Genomic DNA, 18,850 nt, shown 5'->3' with positions numbered 1-18,850 from the left:
ACCACCCACTTGCAGGCCGCGTCGGTGCGCTCGGCCCCGCAGTAACGGCTCCGGCGCATGCCCCCCACCGTCTTGGCCCACCCAAAGATCTGCTCGGCGCACTTGCGAATGGTCTGACTGATCTGGTAACCCTTGCTGCGGGTGGTGCGCCCGTCCAAGCCGGCCACCTTGCGGCCGGTGATGGGGGCCACGTGGGGCTTGATCCCTTCGGCTCGGCGACCCCGCCCGCGCCCGTCAGCGACGCCCTTGTTTGGTCCTTCGGGTTTAGGATTTCGCCCTTCTGGTTTCACTGCATCCGCTGGGGCGTTGAAGGCACCCCAGGATATCATCCATGGAGAAGGTCTACACGCATCGGCGTCAGACAAGTCAGGAAACATGAGGGACTCACCGAGAAGTTATGGGAGATGATCGAACCGGCGGTGATGCATGACTAACTGGCGGGTGCAGACGTGCCGTACCCCTCGTCCTTTAGCGAACGTTGATGAGGCTCGTGACGCATTCGACGAACCGCCGCGCCGTGGCGATCGCCGCCCGCGCCTTCTCGGGGGACACCTGCGCGCCGGGACCGGCTTCGTAATCGGCGACCGCTTTCAGGTTGTAAGCGCGGCCAAGAAAGGCGCGTAGCTCGTCGTCCACGCGCGGCTCGGCCCGAACAAGCTCCGAGAACTTGCTGTGGACGCCGCTGTGCCGCTTAATCACTTTGCCGGTCGTCTCAAAGATCAAAGCTTGCGCCGCGTGCAACGCGGCAAGGTACGCCGCGCGGCCGGCTTCGTCGGGCCAATAAAGCTCATCAAACAACGTTTGGGCTTTGCCAAGGAACTGGCGAGCTTTGTTCAAATAGGCCGCGCTCTCCGGCTTCACAAGTCAATGCCTTCGGCGCGGATTTCGTGCATGAGCGGAGTGCGCTCGTTATAGGAACCGGCCCGGTAAGCCATGGCGTGAACAAATGCGCCGGTTTCCTCAAGCAAGGCGGTGCTGATATCGGCAAGCCGGTCCATCTCGGTCCAGCGGGCATTAAGGTCATTGATGCCGCGCAGAAAGACCGCGACATCGTAATCGGAGTCCGGCGGCGCATCCCCGCGCGCGCGCGAGCCGAACAAAACCATGCGCTCCAGCCGGGCGCCGTAGGTTTGAGCGACGGCGGCGCGGAAGCGCTGAAGCACGGGGGCGCTTGGCGGCGTTTTCAACATGGCGGCTTTACCTGTAGCACAAAACCGGGGCTTCGATCCACGGGGCGCATGCGCCCGGGTCATCGGCAATCTGAGGCGGCGGTGGGCCGGGCCGCGTCGAATCGTTCTTCGGACCGGGTGCATCGCGGGGTGGGGGAACGCCGGTTGCCCTCTGGCTTGAGCTTGCACAAGGCCAGCATCCAAATACGGGGCATGACGGAGGCTCCCGCCAACTGCCGAGAAGGGGCCGGCTTGCCCGGCCGCTTTTAAGGGTGGCTAAAGGCGAGCTCGGGTTGGAGGCGGGTGCGCAGCAGCCCGCCCATCACCCCCGTACGTTTGGCCCTTGGGCATTTTAAGCGAAAGTGTGGCAATTTTGGCCGCTGGCGGCATACGCTGGCCAGGAGCCGTTTGGCAAGCTTCGGAATCCAAAAACTCCGATGCACCTACCGCGTGTTGCAACCCTTGACCCCTCAATTGCTTCCGGCCGGTCCCCTCGCCTCGTGTCGGTGGACCTGTTGCGCGGGTTGGCCATGGCGCTCATGGCCCTGGACCACACCCGCGACTACTTCACGGGGCTGGCGTTTGAACCGGAAGACCTGAGCAAGACCTTCGGGGCGTTGTTCTTCACCCGGGCCATCACCCACCCCTGCGCGCCGGTGTTTTTCCTCTTGGCCGGCACCGGGGCCTACCTCCCCGTAACCCGAGGCGAGCCCGTGCCCCAAGTCGCCCGCTTCCTGTGGACGCGCGGCCTCTGGCTGGTGTTGCTGGAGCTGACCGTGGTGCACTTTGCGTGGAATTTTGCCTTTGCCGCGGCCCCGGTGGTGCAAGTGATTTGGGCGCTGGGCTGGTTGATGGCGGCGATGGCGCTGATCGTTCAGCTGCCGCTTGGCTGGATTGCCGCGCTGGGCGTGGCCGCCATCGCGTTTCATAACCTGCTCGACCCGATTCCCCCGGCCGCGCTGGGAAACCTCGCCGGCCTCTGGACCGTCCTCCATCGGCCCGGCGCGGTCTGGATCACGCCGCACGTGGGCTTCGTCGTCCTCTACCCGTTAGTGCCCTGGGTCGGGGTCATGGCGGCGGGCTACGCCCTGGGGGCGCTACTCGTGCGGCCGGACCGCCGCCAATGGACGCTCGGGCTGGGGGTGGCGCTCACGCTGGCTTTCTTTGTGCTGCGCGCGCTCAACGGTTACGGCAATGGCGACGCCGGCATGTCTTTCCCCGTGCCGTCCACGGCAGGGCCCTGGCAAGTCCAGCCCCGCCTGACGCGGACCGTCATCGCCTTTTTTGACGCCCTGAAATACCCGCCGTCGCTGGATTACCTGCTGATGACCCTTGGTCCCGCCCTGATCCTCCTGGCGTGGCTGGAGGGCGCGCCGGCGCAGCGCGGCTTCGGGCGGATGCTGCTGGTGTTCGGGCGCGTGCCCCTGTTTACTACGTTCTGCACCTCTTTGTGATCCACGGCTTGGCCATCGTGGTGGGCTGGCTTTTCCATCAACCCGTCGCTTGGCTCTGGCAGGGGCGCTTTATGACCTAAGATCCTCCGGCCGGGTACGGCCACGGCCTGCCCTTCATTTATCTGATGTGGTGGCTTGCTTTAGGGCTGCTTTACTTCCCCTGCCGGTGGTACCTGGCGTTCAAGGGCGCCCATCCCGACTGGGGGTGGTTGAGTTACCTGTAGGTTTCGGCATTCTGGTCCGAGCTGAGGACCTCAAGCGATGGAGCGCACGGCGAAACCTCTGGCGTCGGACTGCCCTTAAAAGGTCGAGAGACGACCTCCAGCCGCGCTACTCTCGGACGGAAGACGCGACGCCTGGTTAGAGCAACGCCTCACTTACCTGGCCGGCGAACGGGTCCGGTAGAAGGGCGGCGTGCCCCGCCGGCGCTTTTTGCGGGGGCGCTACGATTGCTTACCGCCGCTTCCTGCTCTCACGGCCGACCCCGCCCACCGCTTTCACGGTTGGGCGACGGTTCAGGCCGTCGAGCCGCGCGGGGCTCCGACCAACTCGAGCATCGGGCAGATCGCGCTGAAGTGGCCGGATCCGCACCGGCGGGCCCGGAGCTTGGGCCGTCATCGGCGGCGGGCTTGACGCAGCATCCCCCCTTGAACCGAACGCCGGCGCCGCTTTGCCCGGCGGCTTCAAATCGCTTTGTTTTCCGAAAAAGGGTGCCAAATGGAATCGCTGGAAACGATGGTGCAGCACCAGCAAACCCTCCTCCGCAAACTCGAAGGCAAGGGTCGACGCCATGGGCACCAGTGGGTTTGGGAAAAAGGTCCGCCGGCGTGGCAAGTCCAAAGTCCCGGGGACGGGTGTTCCGCCTCCCGAGTCGGCGGTTGGTCGGGGCGCGTCGAATCGTCCTGCGGACCGGGCCCACGGTGGGGTGGGGGAGCATCGGTTGCCCCCTCCCTCGCTCGCGCAAGCTCGGCATCCGGCATAAAACCGCTTGAGGGCTCGCGATTTATTCCGTTGCCTCCCTTGGCGCTAGAGCTCCGGTTCGGGGGCGACGGTAACGAACTTTTGCGTTCGGGAAGAGCTGCGCTCTTCGAAGCGCAAAAGTAAGGGAACCAAAATGCCAGTTGCCCGGGCCGGCAACGGGAGTCCCTCGGCATCAATGCTCGCGGCCAAACACGCGGCTCAGTGGTAATTCAAAGCCGGGCAACAGGGCGGTCCTTAATACGTCGCTGTGTTTGAGCACCCGCAGCGGTTGGTCGGGATCCTGACCCAACCCGTACACACTGACGCTACGACGCGGGGGATCCACAATCCAAAGCTCGGCGACGCCAAAACGCGCGTAAACTTCGCGCTTTTTGCCGGTGTCATACCGTGCAGTGGAGGGCGAAAGGATCTCGACGACGAGATCCGGAGCGCCCACCGCGCGCTTATCGGTAAGCCGGCCCAGGTGCGCTCGGGTGAAAAACATCACGTCGGGCTGGTAGACGTTGACGCCCGGGAACTGGACCTCGAAGGGTGCTTGGTACACCTCACCTCGATCGGGATGAGCCTCCAGGTGGAGGTAGACCGCCACATAGATCGCCCCTGAAAGGCGTTGGTGAAAACGGTCCGGTGCCGGCGCCGCGACCAAGTGTCCCTCAATCAACTGGGCGGGCCGATTGCTTTCCGGCAGCGCGTCGAACTCTTCGAGGGTCATCGGGCGTTCGATCGTTTTCATCGCAGGCTTCCCGCATCAGCGTCGATCGAGTGATGGTCCTTCTACGTCAATAACATGTCAGAACAAAAGCACCCGGTGCCGTTCTTACCGTCGCCTATCTTGCACAGTATACGGCAGAAACGCCGTCGTTGAAACCTTAAGGGCAACGGTTTTGCTTGGCGGCTTTGCGCTTTCGTTGATCACGCCGATGGAACGGTTGGATGGCCAAGGCTCGGACATCGATAAGCCGTTGCACAACCGGGGGCCGAAAGGGAAGCATGGAACCCGGCGTACGCCGCGGAAGTGTTTCTTGGGTGTCTTTCAGCCCGCAATTGCTCCATCCGCCGACCCGGAGGCGTTGGGCATGGGGAAGCCGCGCTTTTGCTTGCGGCGCGATTGACCCCGCAGGCCTGCGCGACGGCGCGGGATTCAACCACACGGGCCGAAGCGGACCCTCCAGCCAACCGCCGAGACGGGGCCGTTTTCCGATCGCTCATCGGAGGCGGCGGTCAATAACCCCCCTTCTCAGGCGCATCAATGCGGATGGACGGTTTACCCTCGACCTTGACCGTCATACCTGCGCCCAAAATTCCAGTTGCAAACCAGAGAACATCTTCGGACCGGGCGCATGCTGGGCCAGGGGCGCGTCGGCTGCACTCCTCTTCTCGACCGCTCGTGACGCGGTCGCGCGGCTGTGTGTCAGCACGCGGTGACGGAGGCGCGTGCGCGCGGTTGGGAGCAACTGGGAAACGGCGAACTGTTAGACGCCTTGCCAAGAGGTTATCACAGGCATCAAGCGGCCGCCGTCGACTTGCCGTTTCCGTTCCAGGCGAGAAACGCCGGGGCCGTTCGACCCGGCTCTGCTGCTTGAGACCGGTAAAGAACCCCGCTACATTCCCTGGCTGGTTCGTGACGGAGCCAGCCCTCTGACGCCGATGCTCGTGCATGGTCAAGGCGCCGATAGACGTACCCCCACCGCTAACGAAAGGCATTTAATCATGACTCCTTCCAGCGCCAAAAGCAGCGCGAAGGCAACGGTCCTCGTTTCCGAGCTGACCGATGGTATTCTCGATCCGGCACAACCCATGCTCGGCCCGTTAAGGGCGGGCGGGACCATCGTGGGCAACACGGCGCCCGGCTGTTGGGGACCGATGATTACGCCCCGAATTCGGGGCGGCCATGAAGTGACCCGGCCGGTTGCGGTGGAGGGGGCCATGCCCGGGGATGCGGTGGTTCTGCGCATCCGCGACGTTAACGTCACCTCGGCGGCGACGGCTTCCGGTCACGATCGATGGGTCGAAGGTCATTACCTTGGGGACCCTTACGCTGCCCCGCGTTGCCCCAATTGCGGCACCCTTTATCCGGAGACCTACGTCGAGGGGATCGGGCAGCAGGCGGTTCGCTGCGTGACGTGCAACACCCCCGTCACGCCGTTCCAGATGGTCAACGGGTACACCGTGGTTTTTGATGAGGCGCGCCGGTTGGGGCTCACGGTCCCGCAAGAGGCGGCGGAACGGATCGCGCGTTCGGCCGACTGGTTTGCCGCGCTGCCGGAGAGTTCGGCGCAGCATTCGATTCTTACATTCGCTCCGCATGATTTGGTTGGGATCGTCGCCAGGCTGCGGCCGTTTCTGGGCCAACTCGGAACGATGCCTGCCATCCGGATGCCCGATTCGCACAACGCCGGTGATTTCGGTTCCGCGTTGGTGGGTGCCCCGCACGAGTATGCCATCACCGCTGAGCAGCTCGAACTTCGGACCGACGGGCACATGGACATCGATGCGGTCAGGCCGGGCACCATCGTTCTGGCGCCCGTCAAGGTGCCGGGCGCAGGCATCTACTTCGGGGACATGCACGCGCTGCAGGGCGACGGTGAAATCGCGGGCCACACCATGGACGTATCGGGAACGGTGACGCTGGAGGTCGACTTGTTGAAAGGGCGAACGCTCGAGGGCCCCGTGCTGTTCCCGCTCGTGGAAGATCTGCCGCCCCTGGCCCGGCCCTTCAGCGAAGCGGAAAAAGGCCGGGCACGCCGGTTGGCGGCCAAATGGGGGGTCGACAAAATTGAGGAATCGGCGCCTGTCTCCGTGGTGGGGTCCGGCCCCGATTTGAACAAGGCCACGCAGGTAGGGCTTCGCCGTGCAGCTGAGCTCCTGTCCCTGAGTCTTCCGGAGGTGCTGAACCGCGCGACCATCACGGGCGGCATCGAGATCGGCCGGCACCCGGGCGTTGTCCAGGTGACGTTCCTGGCACCCGTGGCGGCCCTCGAGAAAGCGGGCCTGCTTCCTTTCGCGCAGGAACAATACGGGATCGGCTGACGCAGAAACGCGGCGATGCCGCTCGCCTCAATCGACCTGACTTATACCATTTAGATAGTTATCCTGGTGGAATTTCGACCGGGTTTGCGCCCCGAAAGGGCCCATCGGGCCTGAAGCCGAGGTAACCCCGTGCGGAACGTCCGGCAGCACCCCCTCGGCCGGAATTCTACCCAGATAATTGTCTGCATGGTATAACACCGCCCCGGCCCGCGCCTCAATGCCGCCCGCCTTCCGAAGGAAAACTAAAATTATCCAGGCTGAGCGGTGCCGCGCAGAATTTTCAGCGGCGGATGGCGGCAGACTCCACGACTCAACGCGAGCCCGCCCAGCAGGGCCACGCCTATGACCGCGGCAAACGCCACGGCCAAAAGCGGCGGGTCGGGCCAGGGATTGCCGTCGAACACGAAAAGGGCAAGGGCGGCATTGGCGGCTGCCGCAAGGACCACGCCTGCCAGGGCGGACAGCGTTCCAAGGGTTGCGTACTCGATCATGAGAATCACGCGTACCTGTCCGGCCGATGCGCCGAGCGTCCGCAAAAGGACGCTTTCGTACAGGCGTTGGTCGCGGCCGTTGAGCAACGTGCCGGCCAGGATCGGCAGTCCTGCGGCCACGGTAAACCCGGCGAGCACCGATACAACCCGGGAAATCTTCTCCAGCATCCCGCGGATGGTCGCCAGGATGAGGGTCAGGTCGATGGCGGTTACGTTCGGAAACTTCCGGACGAGCGCGCGTTGAAGGTCGCCCGAGGACATGCCTGCCGCGACGCGCGTGGTCAGGACGTGAAAACCCGGCGCGCCCTCGAGGACTCCGGGCGGGAAGACCATATAGAAGTTCAGGTTGAAGCGGCTCCAATCGACTTTGCGCAGGCTGGTGATCCGGGCCCGCACCGGTACGCCTTGCACGTCGAACACGAGTTCGTCGCCGAGGCCGGCGTGCAGGTCTTTGGCGATTCCCTCCTCGAGCGATACCGGTACCGGGCCGTTCGGATCCGGCACCCGCGTGAGCCACTCGCCGGCTGCCAATGTCTCGGTGGCGTTCAAGTGGTCACGGTACGTGGAACGAAACTCGCGCTGGAGCACCCACTTCGGAACCGCCCCTTGCTGTTCCAACTGCCGCACGGGCACCCCGCGCATCGATTGAAGGCGCATGGTGACCATGGGCGCGCTTTCCAGGACCGGGAGTTGCAACGACCGTACCAGCGCGCTTACCGCTTCGACCTGGTCCGGCTGCACATCGATAAGGTAAACGTTCGGACTATCCGGCGAGTTCGCCACGGCCAGCCGCTGGGTAAGAAGATTATTCGTGAGCAGGACGGTTAAGAGCAGGAACGTGCCGAGGCCGAGGGAAAGCAGGAAAAGGAGCGTCTGGTTGTGCGGACGATGAAGGTTCGAAATCCCTTGGCGAACCAGGTACGGCCACGTCGGGCGGACCAGGCGCCGCGCGGCCAGGACCAGGCCCTGAGCCACCGCGATGAGGATGCCGAACGCCACACCGAGGCCGGCCACCATGCCAAGCGCGCGTTTCCAATCGGGCGCATTGACCAGGGCGAGCAGGGTGAGCAGGGCGGCAAGCAGCAGGTAGACCGGCCACGCCCGCCACCAGCCGGTGACCCTGTCCAGTGCCGCGGATTGGCGGAGCGTCGCGGCGGGCGAGATGCGCCGTACGCGCAGCAACGGCAGCAGCGCAAACCCGCAGCACACGGCGAACCCCGCCGCCGTGGTCTGCGCCGCCACCGGCCATTCGGGCGCGGGGCGCAGGGCAACCGGGAGAAGCTGGCCATACCTTGCGAGCACCCCAAGGTGCAACCCGATTCCGACGGCCGCGCCGAGTAAGGCGCCGAGCGCGCCCAACGCAGCCGCTTGGGCGAGGTAAATGCTGAAGGCCAGATCCGCCGGGCAGCCGAGGCAGCGCAAGATCGCAACGGTGGGCGCGCGGCGGCTGACGTGGGCGTGGACAGCGCCGGCAACGCCGATCACCCCGAGCACAAAGGCAGCCAGTGCAATCAAAGAAAGGTATTGCTCAAAATGGTCGAGCGCATCGCCGAGCGTGTCCCGCCGGTCCTGGGGCGTCTCGAGACGCCAGGTCGCTTCGGGAAACGCGGCCAGGACGGCCCCCTTGGTTTCCTGCGGATCTGCGCCGGGAGACAATTCAAGGTGAAGGCAATAGAATGCTAGGCTCGTGGTGCCGAGCAGACCGGTGCGCGCCAGGTCCGCGAGGGCGACGTAAGCTTCCGGCGCAAACCCGCTGAAGCGGCTGCTGCGCGGTGGCGGCTTGTTTACGATGCCGAGAATCGGCAGCTCGATGGCGCCGAGTTTTACGTTATCCCCGACTTTCGCGTTGAATTGTTCCAGCAACGCAGGCTCGAGCAGAATTCCGCGTCCGGAGCGCAGCCGTTCCCATGCTCCGGCCGGGGTGGTTTCGACTTGGCCGTAAAAGGGGTAGTCACCCTGGATCCCCCGGACTTGAACCAGCCGCGCAGCGTCTGCGCCCGGAAAGTAGAGCATTGACGAAAAGCTGATCTCGCGGCTGACGCGTTTCGCCCGGGCGGCAAGCTTTGCGGCGTCCGGTTCGGAGATGGGCTGGCGAGAGGAGATCTGCAGGTCGGACCCGAGCAGGGCCTTGGCCTGGGTGGCGACGCCGGTCCGGACGCTGGCTTTGAGCGAATGAATGGCGACCAGCGCGGCGATGCCGGCGACGATCGCGAGTGAGAAGATTGCCAGCCGCCCGCGCTGGGTGCGGCTGTCGCGCCACGCCATCCGCCAGGTCCAGGGGTGTACCAGTGCCTGCCGGAGGGTGCGGGGAACTCCTCCTCCGGCCCTAGCACCCGTCATGCTGCCGCTCCTCCGTGGCGATGATCGTGCCGGCACGCATTTTAATGACCCGGCGTGCGCGGGCCGCCAGCGCGGGATCATGCGTGACCAGCACCAGCGCCGTCCCGGTCTCGCGGTTGAGCCGGAAGAGCATCTCGACGATCGGTTCGCTCGTTTCCGCATCAAGGTTGCCGGTCGGCTCGTCGGCGAACAGGATTTTCGGGCGATGGATGAAGGCACGAGCGAGCGCGACGCGCTGTTGTTCGCCGCCCGAAAGCTGGGGCGGGTAATGATGGAGCCGATCCCCGAGCCCTACCTGCGCAAGCAGTTCCACCGCTTCTTTGCCGCGGCCCGTCTCGCCGCGCAGCTCGAGCGGGACGAGCACATTTTCAATCGCCGTGAGCGTCGGGATAAGTTGGAAATTCTGAAAGACGAAACCGACGAGGCGGTTGCGCAGCGCGGCCCGGGCGTCTTGATCGAGGACTTCGAGCGGCTGGCCGTCAAGCCGCACGCTGCCCGCCGTCGCATCGTCGAGCCCGGCGCATAGGCCGAGCAGCGTGCTTTTGCCGCTGCCCGACGGGCCGATGATCGCGCAGGTGTCAGCGGGAAGAAGCGTAAGATCGATGTCGCGCAGGACCGTCAACTCGCGCCCGTTGCCGGGAAAAACTTTGCGCAGACCCCGGATTTCCAGGATCGGCGGTTTGACAGGTTCCGCGTTGTGCCGGACGCTGATTATTCCTGTTGTTTGACCCGATGACTTCATTAAGGGTTCTTACGCTTTCACTTCTGTTGTGGACGAGCGGGCTACTATGGGCCGCAGATGGCCCCAAGACAAACGGCGGCAGCGCCCCCTCGCCGGGGCGCGTCGTCATTCTCGGCGACAGCATCACGGCCGGGTACGGCCTCGATGACCCGGCGCAACAAGCCTACCCGGCGTTGTTGCAGCGGAAAATCGATGCCGCCGGGCTGCCGTTTACGGTAGTCAATGGGGGGGTAAGCGGCGATACCACGGCCGGCGGGTTGCGGCGCGTCGACTGGGTGCTCGGGCCCGGCACGGCGATCCTGGTGGTTGCGCTCGGGGGGAATGACGGCCTGCGTGGTATCCCGCCCCGGCAAACCGCGGAAAACCTTGCCGCCATCATCCGGCGCGCCCGTGCCAAAAATTCCGGCATCGCCGTGATGGTAGCCGGCATGCAAATGCCGGAAAGCATGGGACGCGAGTTCGCCGAACAGTTTCAGGCGCTGTTCCCGCGCGTTGCGGCGGAGAACGATGCGATCCTGATTCCGTTTCTGCTCGAAGGCGTGGGCGGCGTGCCCGACCTGAACCAACCGGATCGGATTCACCCGACCGCGGAGGGTCAGCAGCGCGTCGCGGCGAATGTCTGGGCGGTTCTGCAGCCGGTGTTGGAAGCCCGTCAGGCCACGGCCGGTGACGCTCGCTCCGGCCGGTAAATCCGAGAGGTTCATGCAGCTCTGCGGAGAACAGAGACAGCAGCCTGCCACGCCGGGAACAACGGCGACAGGGGCGCGTCCCTTTGATCAGGTCCGGCGGTCACTGCGAAATCACTTCCAAGGCGTGTGATCCACCCATTACAATGCGGGCGTTGACGCGACGATCGAAGGTGGCGAAGCGCGCCTTTTTCATTGCCGCCAGCCCGAGCAGATATACATCGGTCAAGGTTTTCGGGGTAACCTGCGCCAACTCGGGAAATTGGGAGCGGTTTCGCACGCTCACCTCATCGGCCCAAAACCGGTGGCCTTCGCTCTGGCACAGTCCATCCAGAATCTCTCGCGCGCCCTCCAGGGAACCCAGCCGAGAGGGGTGCGCAGGATGCCCGAGGATGCGTAAGAAACCGTTCTCCGTCAAGGGACAGGTGACCCAGCCCTTCGCGCGGCGCGGCGTAAACCACGTCCACGCCACCTCATGAAATTCGTGCGCCTCGTCGCACAGGGCCAACAGTACGTTGATGTCGAGCAGATACACCTGAAATCCTAAATGCCTTGTTCCTCGCGCAACCGGTTGATGAACTCGTTGGTTACCACGATGTCGGAGCGCTTAGGCAGCACCGGGACGCCATCCCGGTTTTTCAGCTTAGTCGGCGGCCGGTGCAGGCCCTGGCGGACCAGTTCGGAAACCACTTTTCCCATCGTCTGGTTCCGCATCTTGGCCAACGCTCGTGCCGCCTCCAAAACATCATCGTCGAGATCCAGAGTGGTCCGCATGATGCGTAGACATCACGCACCAAACACCTGATGTCAATCCGTGCGCCTTGATCCGCTCGAAAGGGTGAACTTTTCCAATTTACTCGCTTAAGCGAGCCCCACGCCCGTAAGTGAGCAGCATGCCGAGAAGCACCCCGCCATAAATGATCTGGCGGCCTGCTTCCGGCATTTGCAAGACCGACAAGATGCTTTGCAGCAGGACGATCAGCAGAACTCCGACGACGGTCCCCAGGTAGCGCCCGGTCCCGCCGAGCACGTGCGTACCGCCCAGCACGATCGCCGCGATGGACGGTAGAAGGTAGGGGTCGCCCATGCCCTGGTACGCCTTGGTTGAATATCCGGTTAGCATGATCCCGGCCAACGCGGCAGTCAGGCCGCTGATCACGAAGCAGGACACGATCACGAGGCGCGTCGGAACCCCGGACAGGTAAGCGGCCCGCTCGCGGTTGCCGACGGCGTAGATGTAGCGTCCAAACTGCGTAGCTCGCAGAATGAAGACGATAACCGCCGAAACCGCGCCCCAGACGAACAAGGCATTAGGCACGCCGAAGGTCCTGTCTACCGCCATCATCGACATAAGCCTGGTGGCGTGGCTCGCAGGTGCGGCTCCGCCCGTATACAGCACCACCAATCCCTGCAGAACCGCGTTCATACCCAAGGTGAAGATCATCGACGGCACCCGCAACCAGGCAATCCCGCAGCCATTGATCAGACCCACGACTAACCCGCAACCCAGCCCGGCCGGCAACGTCAGGAGCCCCGCCGTTGCTTGCGCGTTAGCAACCGCCGTCGCCATCATCCCGCCGATCGTGATCGTCCACGGGATCGAAAGATCGATGTGGCCGAGCAGGACAACGAGCATCAATCCGGCCGCAATGATTCCCAGAAACGACGCAACCTCGAGTTGCTGTAACAGGTAGTTGAGTGAAAGGAAGTTGCGGTTGATGCTTGCACCGGCCGCCAGCATGATCACGATGCAGGCGCCGGCGACGAGGATCGGCTGGTTTGCACGGGTGAACCAGCGCCTCATAGAAACACCTCGAGCTGGTTTTTCCGGCGCAGCACCCGTAACCCACCTACACAAACTGCCCCCAGCAGGATCAGACCCTGAAAGAGGGGTTGCCACAATGCAGGGGCGTTGAACACGAATAACAGGTCGCTGATCGTCCGCAGCACCAGCGCGCCGAGAATCGAGCCGATCATCCCTCCGGAACCGCCAAACAGCGAGGTACCCCCGATTGCGACGGCGGCGATCGAGTTCAGCGTGTAAAGTCCTCCCTGGCTGGCGCTGGCTTCGCCCGACAGCGAAATCAGCGCCAGTAACAAGCCGCCGGCGGCCGACAGGACGCCCGCCAATGAGTACGCAGCAAACCTGGCGCGCCCGATCGCAAGGCCCGACATGTACGCGGCGCTTTCCGACGACCCCAGCGCATAACAGGTGCGCCCCACCACCGAGTTCCGGAAGGGCCACCAGACGAAGAGCCAGCTGCCCGCCAGGAGCAGGAAGGTAGCCGGTACCCCGGCAACATCGTACGTTAACGCGTTGCTGAGATCTTCGCTTACCTCGCCCCCGGGACTCGGGCGTAACCAGAGAGCCACGCCGAAGTAAATCGCGCCGGTAGCCAAGGTGACGATGATCGGTTGGATCCGGCCAAGGACGACCATCACGGCATTGATCGCCCCGGCCGCCAACCCGCTGGCCAGGACCGCCAGCGCGCCCAGGGCGATCTGGCCGGGCGAACCGTTAAGGACCACGGAAGCCAGACAACACGCCATCGTCATGATCATCCCGGCGGACAAGTCAAAACCACCGGTTAGAATGACTAACGTCTGGCCCATTGCCACCAGCGCCAGGACTACCGCCTTGTTTGATACCGACGTCACAATGTTAGTCGAAAGGCCATTTTGCTGCCGGACGGCGAAAAGCAGAAACATGGCCGCAAATACAAAAAAGGCCGTGATCGGCCCGGCGTTTCGCCGCCAGAACCGCCGGAACGCCTGACGTTTCGAGCGGCCGGGGTCGCCCGCTTCACGCACCGTGGTCGAAGCTTCCGATCGGGCGGATTCCTCGCTGAGGTTGAGCGAAGCCGTGATCAGGCTGCGATCGTTCAGTTCTTCCCCTTTGAGCTCGCGCACCGGCTTGCCTGCATAGCAGACCACCACGCGATCGCACATTCCGATGAGCTCCTCGTAGTCAGTCGAGTAGAACAGGATGGCGATCCCCGCCCGCGCGAGTTCGCGGATCAGGCGGTACACTTCCTGTTTGGTGCCGACATCAATGCCGCGCGTCGGATCGTTGAAAAGCAGGATCCGGGGCCCTTTCATCAGCCATTTGCCGAGGACTACCTTCTGCTGGTTGCCGCCGGAGAGCGTGCGAACCGGCGCATCGAGGTCATTCACCTTGATGCGCAGCCTGCCGACCGCTTCATCGATGGCGGCTCGCTCCTTCCCCGGATCAATCACCCCGTGCTTGCTTAAATCGTGGGCCGCCGCCAGCACGAGGTTGTCCCGGATGGACATGGGGAGAAGCAAGCCCTCGGTCTTGCGGTCTTCCGGAATCAGGGCCATGCCCACACCGGACGCTTTTGCCTGGCCCGGGTGCGCGATCGACCGCGGCGTGCCGTTGATCAGCAGTTCGCCCTCAACCCCGCGTAACACCCCGAACAGCGCTAACAGCAATTCGCTCTGTCCCTGCCCGTCGAGACCGCCGAGTCCGACAATTTCGCCATTCTTCACGCTTACCGAAATCCCGTTCAGCGCCCGTTCCCAGTGAAGATTTCGTGCGTCGAGGGCCGGGACTTCCGATCGGGACTCGGCGCCGGTTCCCTCGGCTCCGTCCCCGCGGCCGGTCCTTACCGTTGGCGAATGCTTCGGCGGGTAGGCCTGCGTTACCTCCCGTCCGATCATGAGCGGGACAATTTCCGCGGCCGTTTTCCCGGCCATCGGAAATGTCGCGATGTGCTTCCCATTCCTGAACACCGAACAGACATCGGCCAGCGCCGCAATCTCGTGCATCCGGTGCGAGATGTAGAGAATCGCCAGCCCTCGATCCCGAAGCTGCCGGATTATCTTATACAGCTGGTCCACGTCCCGCGCCGTCAAGGCAGACGTCGCTTCATCCATGATGATCAGGCGGGATTGCCGGACCAGCGCCTTCGCGATCTCAACCATCTGTTGGCGCGACAAAGGTAGATCCTTGGCGCGGTCCGACGGATGGACGTCCGCGCAGCCGATCTCGCGGAGAATCTCTCTGGCCCGTTGCCGTTGTCGCGGCCGGTCGATCAATCCAAACCGTTTTGGCGGATTGATGATCGAAATATTATCTGCGACCGAAAGATCCGGCAGGAGGGAAAGCTCCTGAAAAATACAGGCGATCCCGTACCGGGTTGCATCGGACGGTGAAGCAAAATGAACCGGGGCGTTCTCGACATAAATCCGGCCCTCGTCGGGCCGGATTACGCCCGCGATGATCTTCATCAACGAGCTCTTACCGGCGCCATTTTCGCCGACGACGGCGTGGATGGTGCCGGGCGAGCATTCGAAATTAACGTCCGCCAGGGCGGTAACGCCCCCGTACCGCTTGGTGACTCCTTCAAGCCTTAGGAACGGATTCCCCATCTGCTCAGACGCCCAAGGAATAACGCCGCAAGGCTCAAACCAAAGCCATCGGGAGCCGGTTCACCAGGCGCCGTGATGATCGTCGATTCGATTCTTTATTGTTGGCTCGTCTTGGCTGCATTCATCAGCTGCGCGGCATCCAGCTTCACGCCGCACGGTTCAAAGCCGGTCGCCACGAAGAAGTCATCCGACAAGTCGGGGAAATAGTTCTCACCGGCCTTCAGCGTGGTGTAATCGGCCCACGGCAGAGGAATCGCGATGAACTGGGGCAACGCGTTACCCTGGAGAGCCGCGACCGCCGCCTTGAGGGAAATGGCCGAGAGCGCCGGAGATTGGCTCAGGGACAGGCCTTTCAGGCCGTCTTTGGCGTGCTCCGCGACTAACTTGCGGAACCCATTCTCTCCCTCCCCAACGACGGGGATAAATGGTTGTTTGGCGTCGATGAACGCCCGTACGGTCCCCGTCGATCCCCCCTGCGTGTAAACGCCGTCAAAATGGCCGTGGACCGCGATCGCGTCAGCCGTCGCCTTCTGAGCGGTGCCGTCGTCCCAGTTGCCGACTACCTCGACAAATTTGATGTCCGGATATTTGCCCAGGATCTCGTGGAATCCCTTGTGCCGGTCCTGGTCAACCGAATTGCCCGGCACCCCGCGCACTTCCAGCACGTTGCCCTTCGTTCCCATTTCTTTCTCAAGCCAGCGACCCGCCATCCTGCCCATCTCGATCATATCCTCGTTCACCAGAAAGATCTGGTCGCTGTCGATCACGTTGTCGAAAGCGGCCAGGATGACCCCGGCCCGCTTGGCGCGCTCGATGACCGGCTTGAACGCCGTCGGGCTTACCGCGTTGATCAGGATCGCGTCATAGCCCGAATTGATAAAATTATCGATCGCACCGATCTGCGCAGCGACGTCGGTTCCTGTACTCACGACGCGCAATTCCTTGATCAACGGCTTCATTTCGGGCGAGTCCGCGTACGCCTGCAATGCCTTGATCATCTCAATCCGCCAGGTGTTACCGATAAAACCGTTGGCGAGCGCGATCCGGTAGGGCGGCTTCTTAGCGGGAAATTTGAGCGTTTTGGTGGACGGGCTGAACGGTTTGAAACACTCGGGCTCGTACGTATCTGCGGCTGCAGCCAGGCCGTTGAGCCCGATGAGAAGCCCCAGGAAAATTACAGCCCGCTGGGCAATCGATTTCATATTCTGATCGTGTGGAATGAAGGGGGGTTGGCGAGTTAGCGAGGCGGAAAGACTGGCGGCCGCCGTCACGGGGGGGGACGCACGTATGAGTATCAACGGCGAGCGGGACGATCAAGCTTTTTCCATATCCGCGTTGCAGGCGTCGAGGCCGATAATCCAGGGCCGCCTATGAGCGCTTTTAAGGATTTTCAAGAGGAGACAGCGGACCGGTTCCTGCGTGAATCGGATCGCTGCGCAGACTTGGTGGCGCGGGATCCGTTAATCGGTCGCCATCGAGGGCCGTTTCGAAAACTCCCGGTGTTCGGTTACCCCCCGTTACGACGTCTTCTACGTCGTCCGGGCCTCGCGTGTGGTGATTCCGGCCGTCCTGGACCTGCGTCAAGCTCCTGGGTCGATTGACAGCGCTTGGGCTCCTGACGTAACCAGCGGTTCTGTCTGGTTTGATGGTCGGGAACTGGCTATGGTAATACTCCGACGGCCGGATCACCGCTTCACAACCCGCCTTCTCGAAGCGCTGAGGTCGAACTCATCGCGGATAAATGTTCGCAAGGGGAGTGCCATGCCCAAGAATCGCATCCAAAACTGCAAAAACTACGTGAACGGCCAGGCAATTTTCAGCCAGCAAGGCCGTGGGGAGGCCGTTCGAGCATTTCAGAGGAAATGCGACGAAGAGCAGCACGATCCGGGCAGCGAACTGAACACGCTGATCGAGCTGCCGGGCAACCAGAACGACAAGCGATGGCGTGACGCGCTGCGAACGCTCATGCTCATCGAGGTATTTTTCTTCCACGATGGGCGTCGCCGGGACAACTGCATTTCCCAGATCAAACAGGGGTACAGATCTGCATCGACGCAGAGCCTGGAAAACCTGATTACCCGGCAACTCAATCGGGTGCAGCGCGACCTTAATCGGCCTGCCATCAAGATGCTTGCCTGGGCGGCCGGCAAAATTCGCGACGAGTATGACGCGGACATGGTTCCTGAATTCCGCAATGCACTAAGAATGGTTTTTACTGACAGCGAGCTCGATTCCGTCGAACCGCTGTACTGCTTCGTTTGGCATAAAACGCCCGAGGCGTTCCAAGGCCGCGTGGCGGTACTGGGGGGCGGGGCTTGCGCCAATCCAAAGGCCTTTACGGCGAGTAGCTGGACTACGCCCGGCGAGCTGGCGTTACCGGCCAATTACCCACCTTTGGACCGCGGCATGGAGTTTCCTCCGGAGGTCCATCACAAGAGCATGATCCATGAATTGCTCCACTGGTGCACAGATCCCACTTACGAGCAATATACCTGGGATGCCTATCACACCAACGCGGACCATCGGCAGATCGTGCGCGAAGCCACGACGGAATGGCTCACACGCAACGTCACCAAGGACTGGCACCAGGGCGGTTACACAAATGTGTATCCGTATATAGAGAGATGGATCAATCAGAATCTCATCAGCGTCGCGGACCTCAAGAACGCCTATTTCAGGGGAATCAATGCGCAGCCCTTCGCCGATGAGTTGGTGCGGTTGTACCAAGCCGACGTGAACTGGGAGGGACAGAAGGGGCAACTGAACCACCTGATTTTGACTTACAAGGCCGCTACGCTTGCCCCCGCCAAGGTTGCTCCGAAGGGCCTCGCGCGGGTGTTGGACAACATGAAGGCCGTTCCCGAGACGCGCTGGGAGCAGGTCACGCCGCCCCTGAGTACGTGGCAGTTTGCGGATGCGTGGAAGAAAAAGATACGCGACCATAAGGGCGGAGGGTAAAGGCATTTTCGTTCGTATCCGGCTGACCAACTACACGGTTGACGTGTATGAGCGTGCCCTCCCGCGTGGGGGTTGTCTGCGGGCCGCTGCGGCGTAGACCGTAAGCTGCATTTTCCAGTGGCGGTAACGTCGCTCGCAAAAGTGTGAGCAATACGCGCGGTCGGTATTGCCCGGGTGCGTAACCGGGCTACGGGGTTCGACAGATCTCGAACGCATCGGTGAACCGCTCGGTGAGCTTGGGGACCCGTTTGCCCTTGAGCCGCTGGCGGCCCGCTTGGCCCGGCAGGCGCGCCGGGGCCGTTTCATAGAGGGAGGCATCCAGGCGCAAGCGGCTGAGGGGGGTGATGCGCTGCCGGGTGCACCAGGCCAACAACTCCAGCACGGCGTAATGGTTATCGGCCACCACGATGGGCGCCCGAGTCGGCAGCCAACGGCGCACTTGGCCCAGTAATACCATTTCGACGGCGATGGAGGTAAATTTTTGTCTTCCGTCCCAGGCCCCGCCGGCGTTACACCTATTTGACTGTATACACGGGCTAGGCCAGACGGGCCGGTAGACGGTTTGATGGCCTGAAGGGCCAAAGGAACTTAGCCCAGGGTTTACCCT

Annotated in this window: 16 protein-coding genes; 4 read left to right on the top strand and 12 right to left on the bottom strand. The window is 62.9% G+C overall.

Annotation, left to right across the window (positions count from 1 at the left end):
* From JO015_20405 to JO015_20395, 3 genes are all read right to left on the bottom strand, one after another.
* The coding region (locus tag JO015_20405) for an IS5/IS1182 family transposase (protein ID MBW0001464.1) at positions 1-191 on the bottom strand (191 nt) is incomplete at its 3' end.
* A 277-nt stretch (positions 192-468) separates the two neighbouring features.
* Complete coding sequence (locus tag JO015_20400) at positions 469-861, bottom strand: HEPN domain-containing protein (GenBank protein MBW0001463.1); 393 nt, start codon at positions 859-861, stop codon at positions 469-471.
* On the bottom strand, positions 858-1,190 hold the full coding sequence (locus JO015_20395; protein ID MBW0001462.1) for a nucleotidyltransferase domain-containing protein: 333 nt from the start codon (positions 1,188-1,190) through the stop codon (positions 858-860). Before JO015_20395 ends, JO015_20400 begins: the two co-directional genes overlap by 4 nt.
* 416 nt (positions 1,191-1,606) lie before the next feature.
* On the opposite strand from JO015_20395, the gene JO015_20390 reads away from it, so the two are divergent.
* Complete coding sequence (locus tag JO015_20390; GenBank protein MBW0001461.1) at positions 1,607-2,623, top strand: DUF1624 domain-containing protein; 1,017 nt, start codon at positions 1,607-1,609, stop codon at positions 2,621-2,623.
* Positions 2,624-3,776: 1,153 nt separating this feature from the next.
* On the opposite strand, the gene JO015_20385 is transcribed toward JO015_20390, so the two are convergent.
* Positions 3,777-4,337, bottom strand: a complete 561-nt coding sequence (locus JO015_20385; GenBank protein ID MBW0001460.1) for a Uma2 family endonuclease — start codon at positions 4,335-4,337, stop codon at positions 3,777-3,779.
* Between the two features lie 977 nt (positions 4,338-5,314).
* On the opposite strand from JO015_20385, the gene JO015_20380 reads away from it, so the two are divergent.
* Positions 5,315-6,634: an acetamidase/formamidase family protein gene (locus JO015_20380; GenBank protein MBW0001459.1), complete on the top strand. Its 1,320-nt coding sequence runs from the start codon at positions 5,315-5,317 to the stop codon at positions 6,632-6,634.
* 248 nt (positions 6,635-6,882) lie between these two features.
* On the opposite strand, the gene JO015_20375 is transcribed toward JO015_20380, so the two are convergent.
* Together JO015_20375 and JO015_20370 are read right to left on the bottom strand one after the other, a co-directional pair.
* Positions 6,883-9,390 (bottom strand): ABC transporter permease, encoded by a 2,508-nt coding sequence (locus JO015_20375; GenBank protein ID MBW0001458.1) that lies wholly within the window; start codon positions 9,388-9,390, stop codon positions 6,883-6,885.
* 61 nt (positions 9,391-9,451) lie between these two features.
* Positions 9,452-10,207: an ABC transporter ATP-binding protein gene (locus JO015_20370; GenBank protein ID MBW0001457.1), complete on the bottom strand. Its 756-nt coding sequence runs from the start codon at positions 10,205-10,207 to the stop codon at positions 9,452-9,454.
* Here JO015_20370 and JO015_20365 point away from each other — a divergent pair.
* Positions 10,198-10,896 carry an arylesterase gene (locus JO015_20365; GenBank protein MBW0001456.1) on the top strand — a complete coding sequence of 233 codons (699 nt, stop codon included), beginning with the start codon at positions 10,198-10,200 and terminating at the stop codon, positions 10,894-10,896. The two genes, JO015_20370 and JO015_20365, sit on opposite strands and share 10 nt — an antisense overlap.
* Before the next feature lie 100 nt (positions 10,897-10,996).
* On the opposite strand, the gene JO015_20360 is transcribed toward JO015_20365, so the two are convergent.
* From JO015_20360 to JO015_20340, 5 genes are all read right to left on the bottom strand, one after another.
* Positions 10,997-11,428 carry a VapC toxin family PIN domain ribonuclease gene (locus JO015_20360; GenBank protein MBW0001455.1) on the bottom strand — a complete coding sequence of 144 codons (432 nt, stop codon included), beginning with the start codon at positions 11,426-11,428 and terminating at the stop codon, positions 10,997-10,999.
* Between the two features lie 8 nt (positions 11,429-11,436).
* The gene (locus JO015_20355) at positions 11,437-11,667 is read right to left on the bottom strand and encodes a CopG family transcriptional regulator (protein ID MBW0001454.1); all 231 of its coding nucleotides are present in this window, start codon (positions 11,665-11,667) and stop codon (positions 11,437-11,439) included.
* Positions 11,668-11,746: 79 nt separating this feature from the next.
* On the bottom strand, positions 11,747-12,697 hold the full coding sequence (locus JO015_20350) for an ABC transporter permease (protein MBW0001453.1): 951 nt from the start codon (positions 12,695-12,697) through the stop codon (positions 11,747-11,749).
* Positions 12,694-15,285: an ATP-binding cassette domain-containing protein gene (locus JO015_20345; protein ID MBW0001452.1), complete on the bottom strand. Its 2,592-nt coding sequence runs from the start codon at positions 15,283-15,285 to the stop codon at positions 12,694-12,696. The genes JO015_20350 and JO015_20345 overlap by 4 nt, the downstream gene beginning before the upstream one ends.
* A 95-nt stretch (positions 15,286-15,380) precedes the next feature.
* The gene (locus JO015_20340; GenBank protein MBW0001451.1) at positions 15,381-16,487 is read right to left on the bottom strand and encodes an ABC transporter substrate-binding protein; all 1,107 of its coding nucleotides are present in this window, start codon (positions 16,485-16,487) and stop codon (positions 15,381-15,383) included.
* Between the two features lie 559 nt (positions 16,488-17,046).
* Between JO015_20340 and JO015_20335 the strand changes: the two genes are divergently transcribed.
* On the top strand, positions 17,047-18,243 hold the full coding sequence (locus JO015_20335) for a hypothetical protein (GenBank protein MBW0001450.1): 1,197 nt from the start codon (positions 17,047-17,049) through the stop codon (positions 18,241-18,243).
* Between the two features lie 187 nt (positions 18,244-18,430).
* Here JO015_20335 and JO015_20330 read toward each other — a convergent pair.
* A partial coding sequence (locus tag JO015_20330; protein MBW0001449.1) for a transposase occupies positions 18,431-18,850 on the bottom strand: 420 nt, incomplete at its 5' end.

This window comes from Verrucomicrobiota bacterium (assembly GCA_019247695.1).
Taxonomy (GTDB): domain Bacteria; phylum Verrucomicrobiota; class Verrucomicrobiia; order Chthoniobacterales; family JAFAMB01; genus JAFBAP01.
The sequence above is the reverse complement of the archived record's forward strand: the minus strand, read 5'-3'. Positions and strand labels throughout refer to the sequence as shown.

Coding starts and splice junctions, on each gene's coding strand:
- JO015_20395 (MBW0001462.1), bottom strand. CDS start 1,190: ATGTTGAAAACGCCGCCAAGCGCCCCCGTGCTTCAGCGCTTCCGCGCC.
- JO015_20390 (MBW0001461.1), top strand. CDS start 1,607: ATGCACCTACCGCGTGTTGCAACCCTTGACCCCTCAATTGCTTCCGGC.
- JO015_20385 (MBW0001460.1), bottom strand. CDS start 4,337: ATGAAAACGATCGAACGCCCGATGACCCTCGAAGAGTTCGACGCGCTG.
- JO015_20380 (MBW0001459.1), top strand. CDS start 5,315: ATGACTCCTTCCAGCGCCAAAAGCAGCGCGAAGGCAACGGTCCTCGTT.
- JO015_20375 (MBW0001458.1), bottom strand. CDS start 9,390: ATGGCGTGGCGCGACAGCCGCACCCAGCGCGGGCGGCTGGCAATCTTC.
- JO015_20365 (MBW0001456.1), top strand. CDS start 10,198: ATGACTTCATTAAGGGTTCTTACGCTTTCACTTCTGTTGTGGACGAGC.
- JO015_20370 (MBW0001457.1), bottom strand. CDS start 10,207: ATGAAGTCATCGGGTCAAACAACAGGAATAATCAGCGTCCGGCACAAC.
- JO015_20355 (MBW0001454.1), bottom strand. CDS start 11,667: ATGCGGACCACTCTGGATCTCGACGATGATGTTTTGGAGGCGGCACGA.
- JO015_20350 (MBW0001453.1), bottom strand. CDS start 12,697: ATGAGGCGCTGGTTCACCCGTGCAAACCAGCCGATCCTCGTCGCCGGC.
- JO015_20345 (MBW0001452.1), bottom strand. CDS start 15,285: ATGGGGAATCCGTTCCTAAGGCTTGAAGGAGTCACCAAGCGGTACGGG.
- JO015_20340 (MBW0001451.1), bottom strand. CDS start 16,487: ATGAAATCGATTGCCCAGCGGGCTGTAATTTTCCTGGGGCTTCTCATC.
- JO015_20335 (MBW0001450.1), top strand. CDS start 17,047: ATGCCCAAGAATCGCATCCAAAACTGCAAAAACTACGTGAACGGCCAG.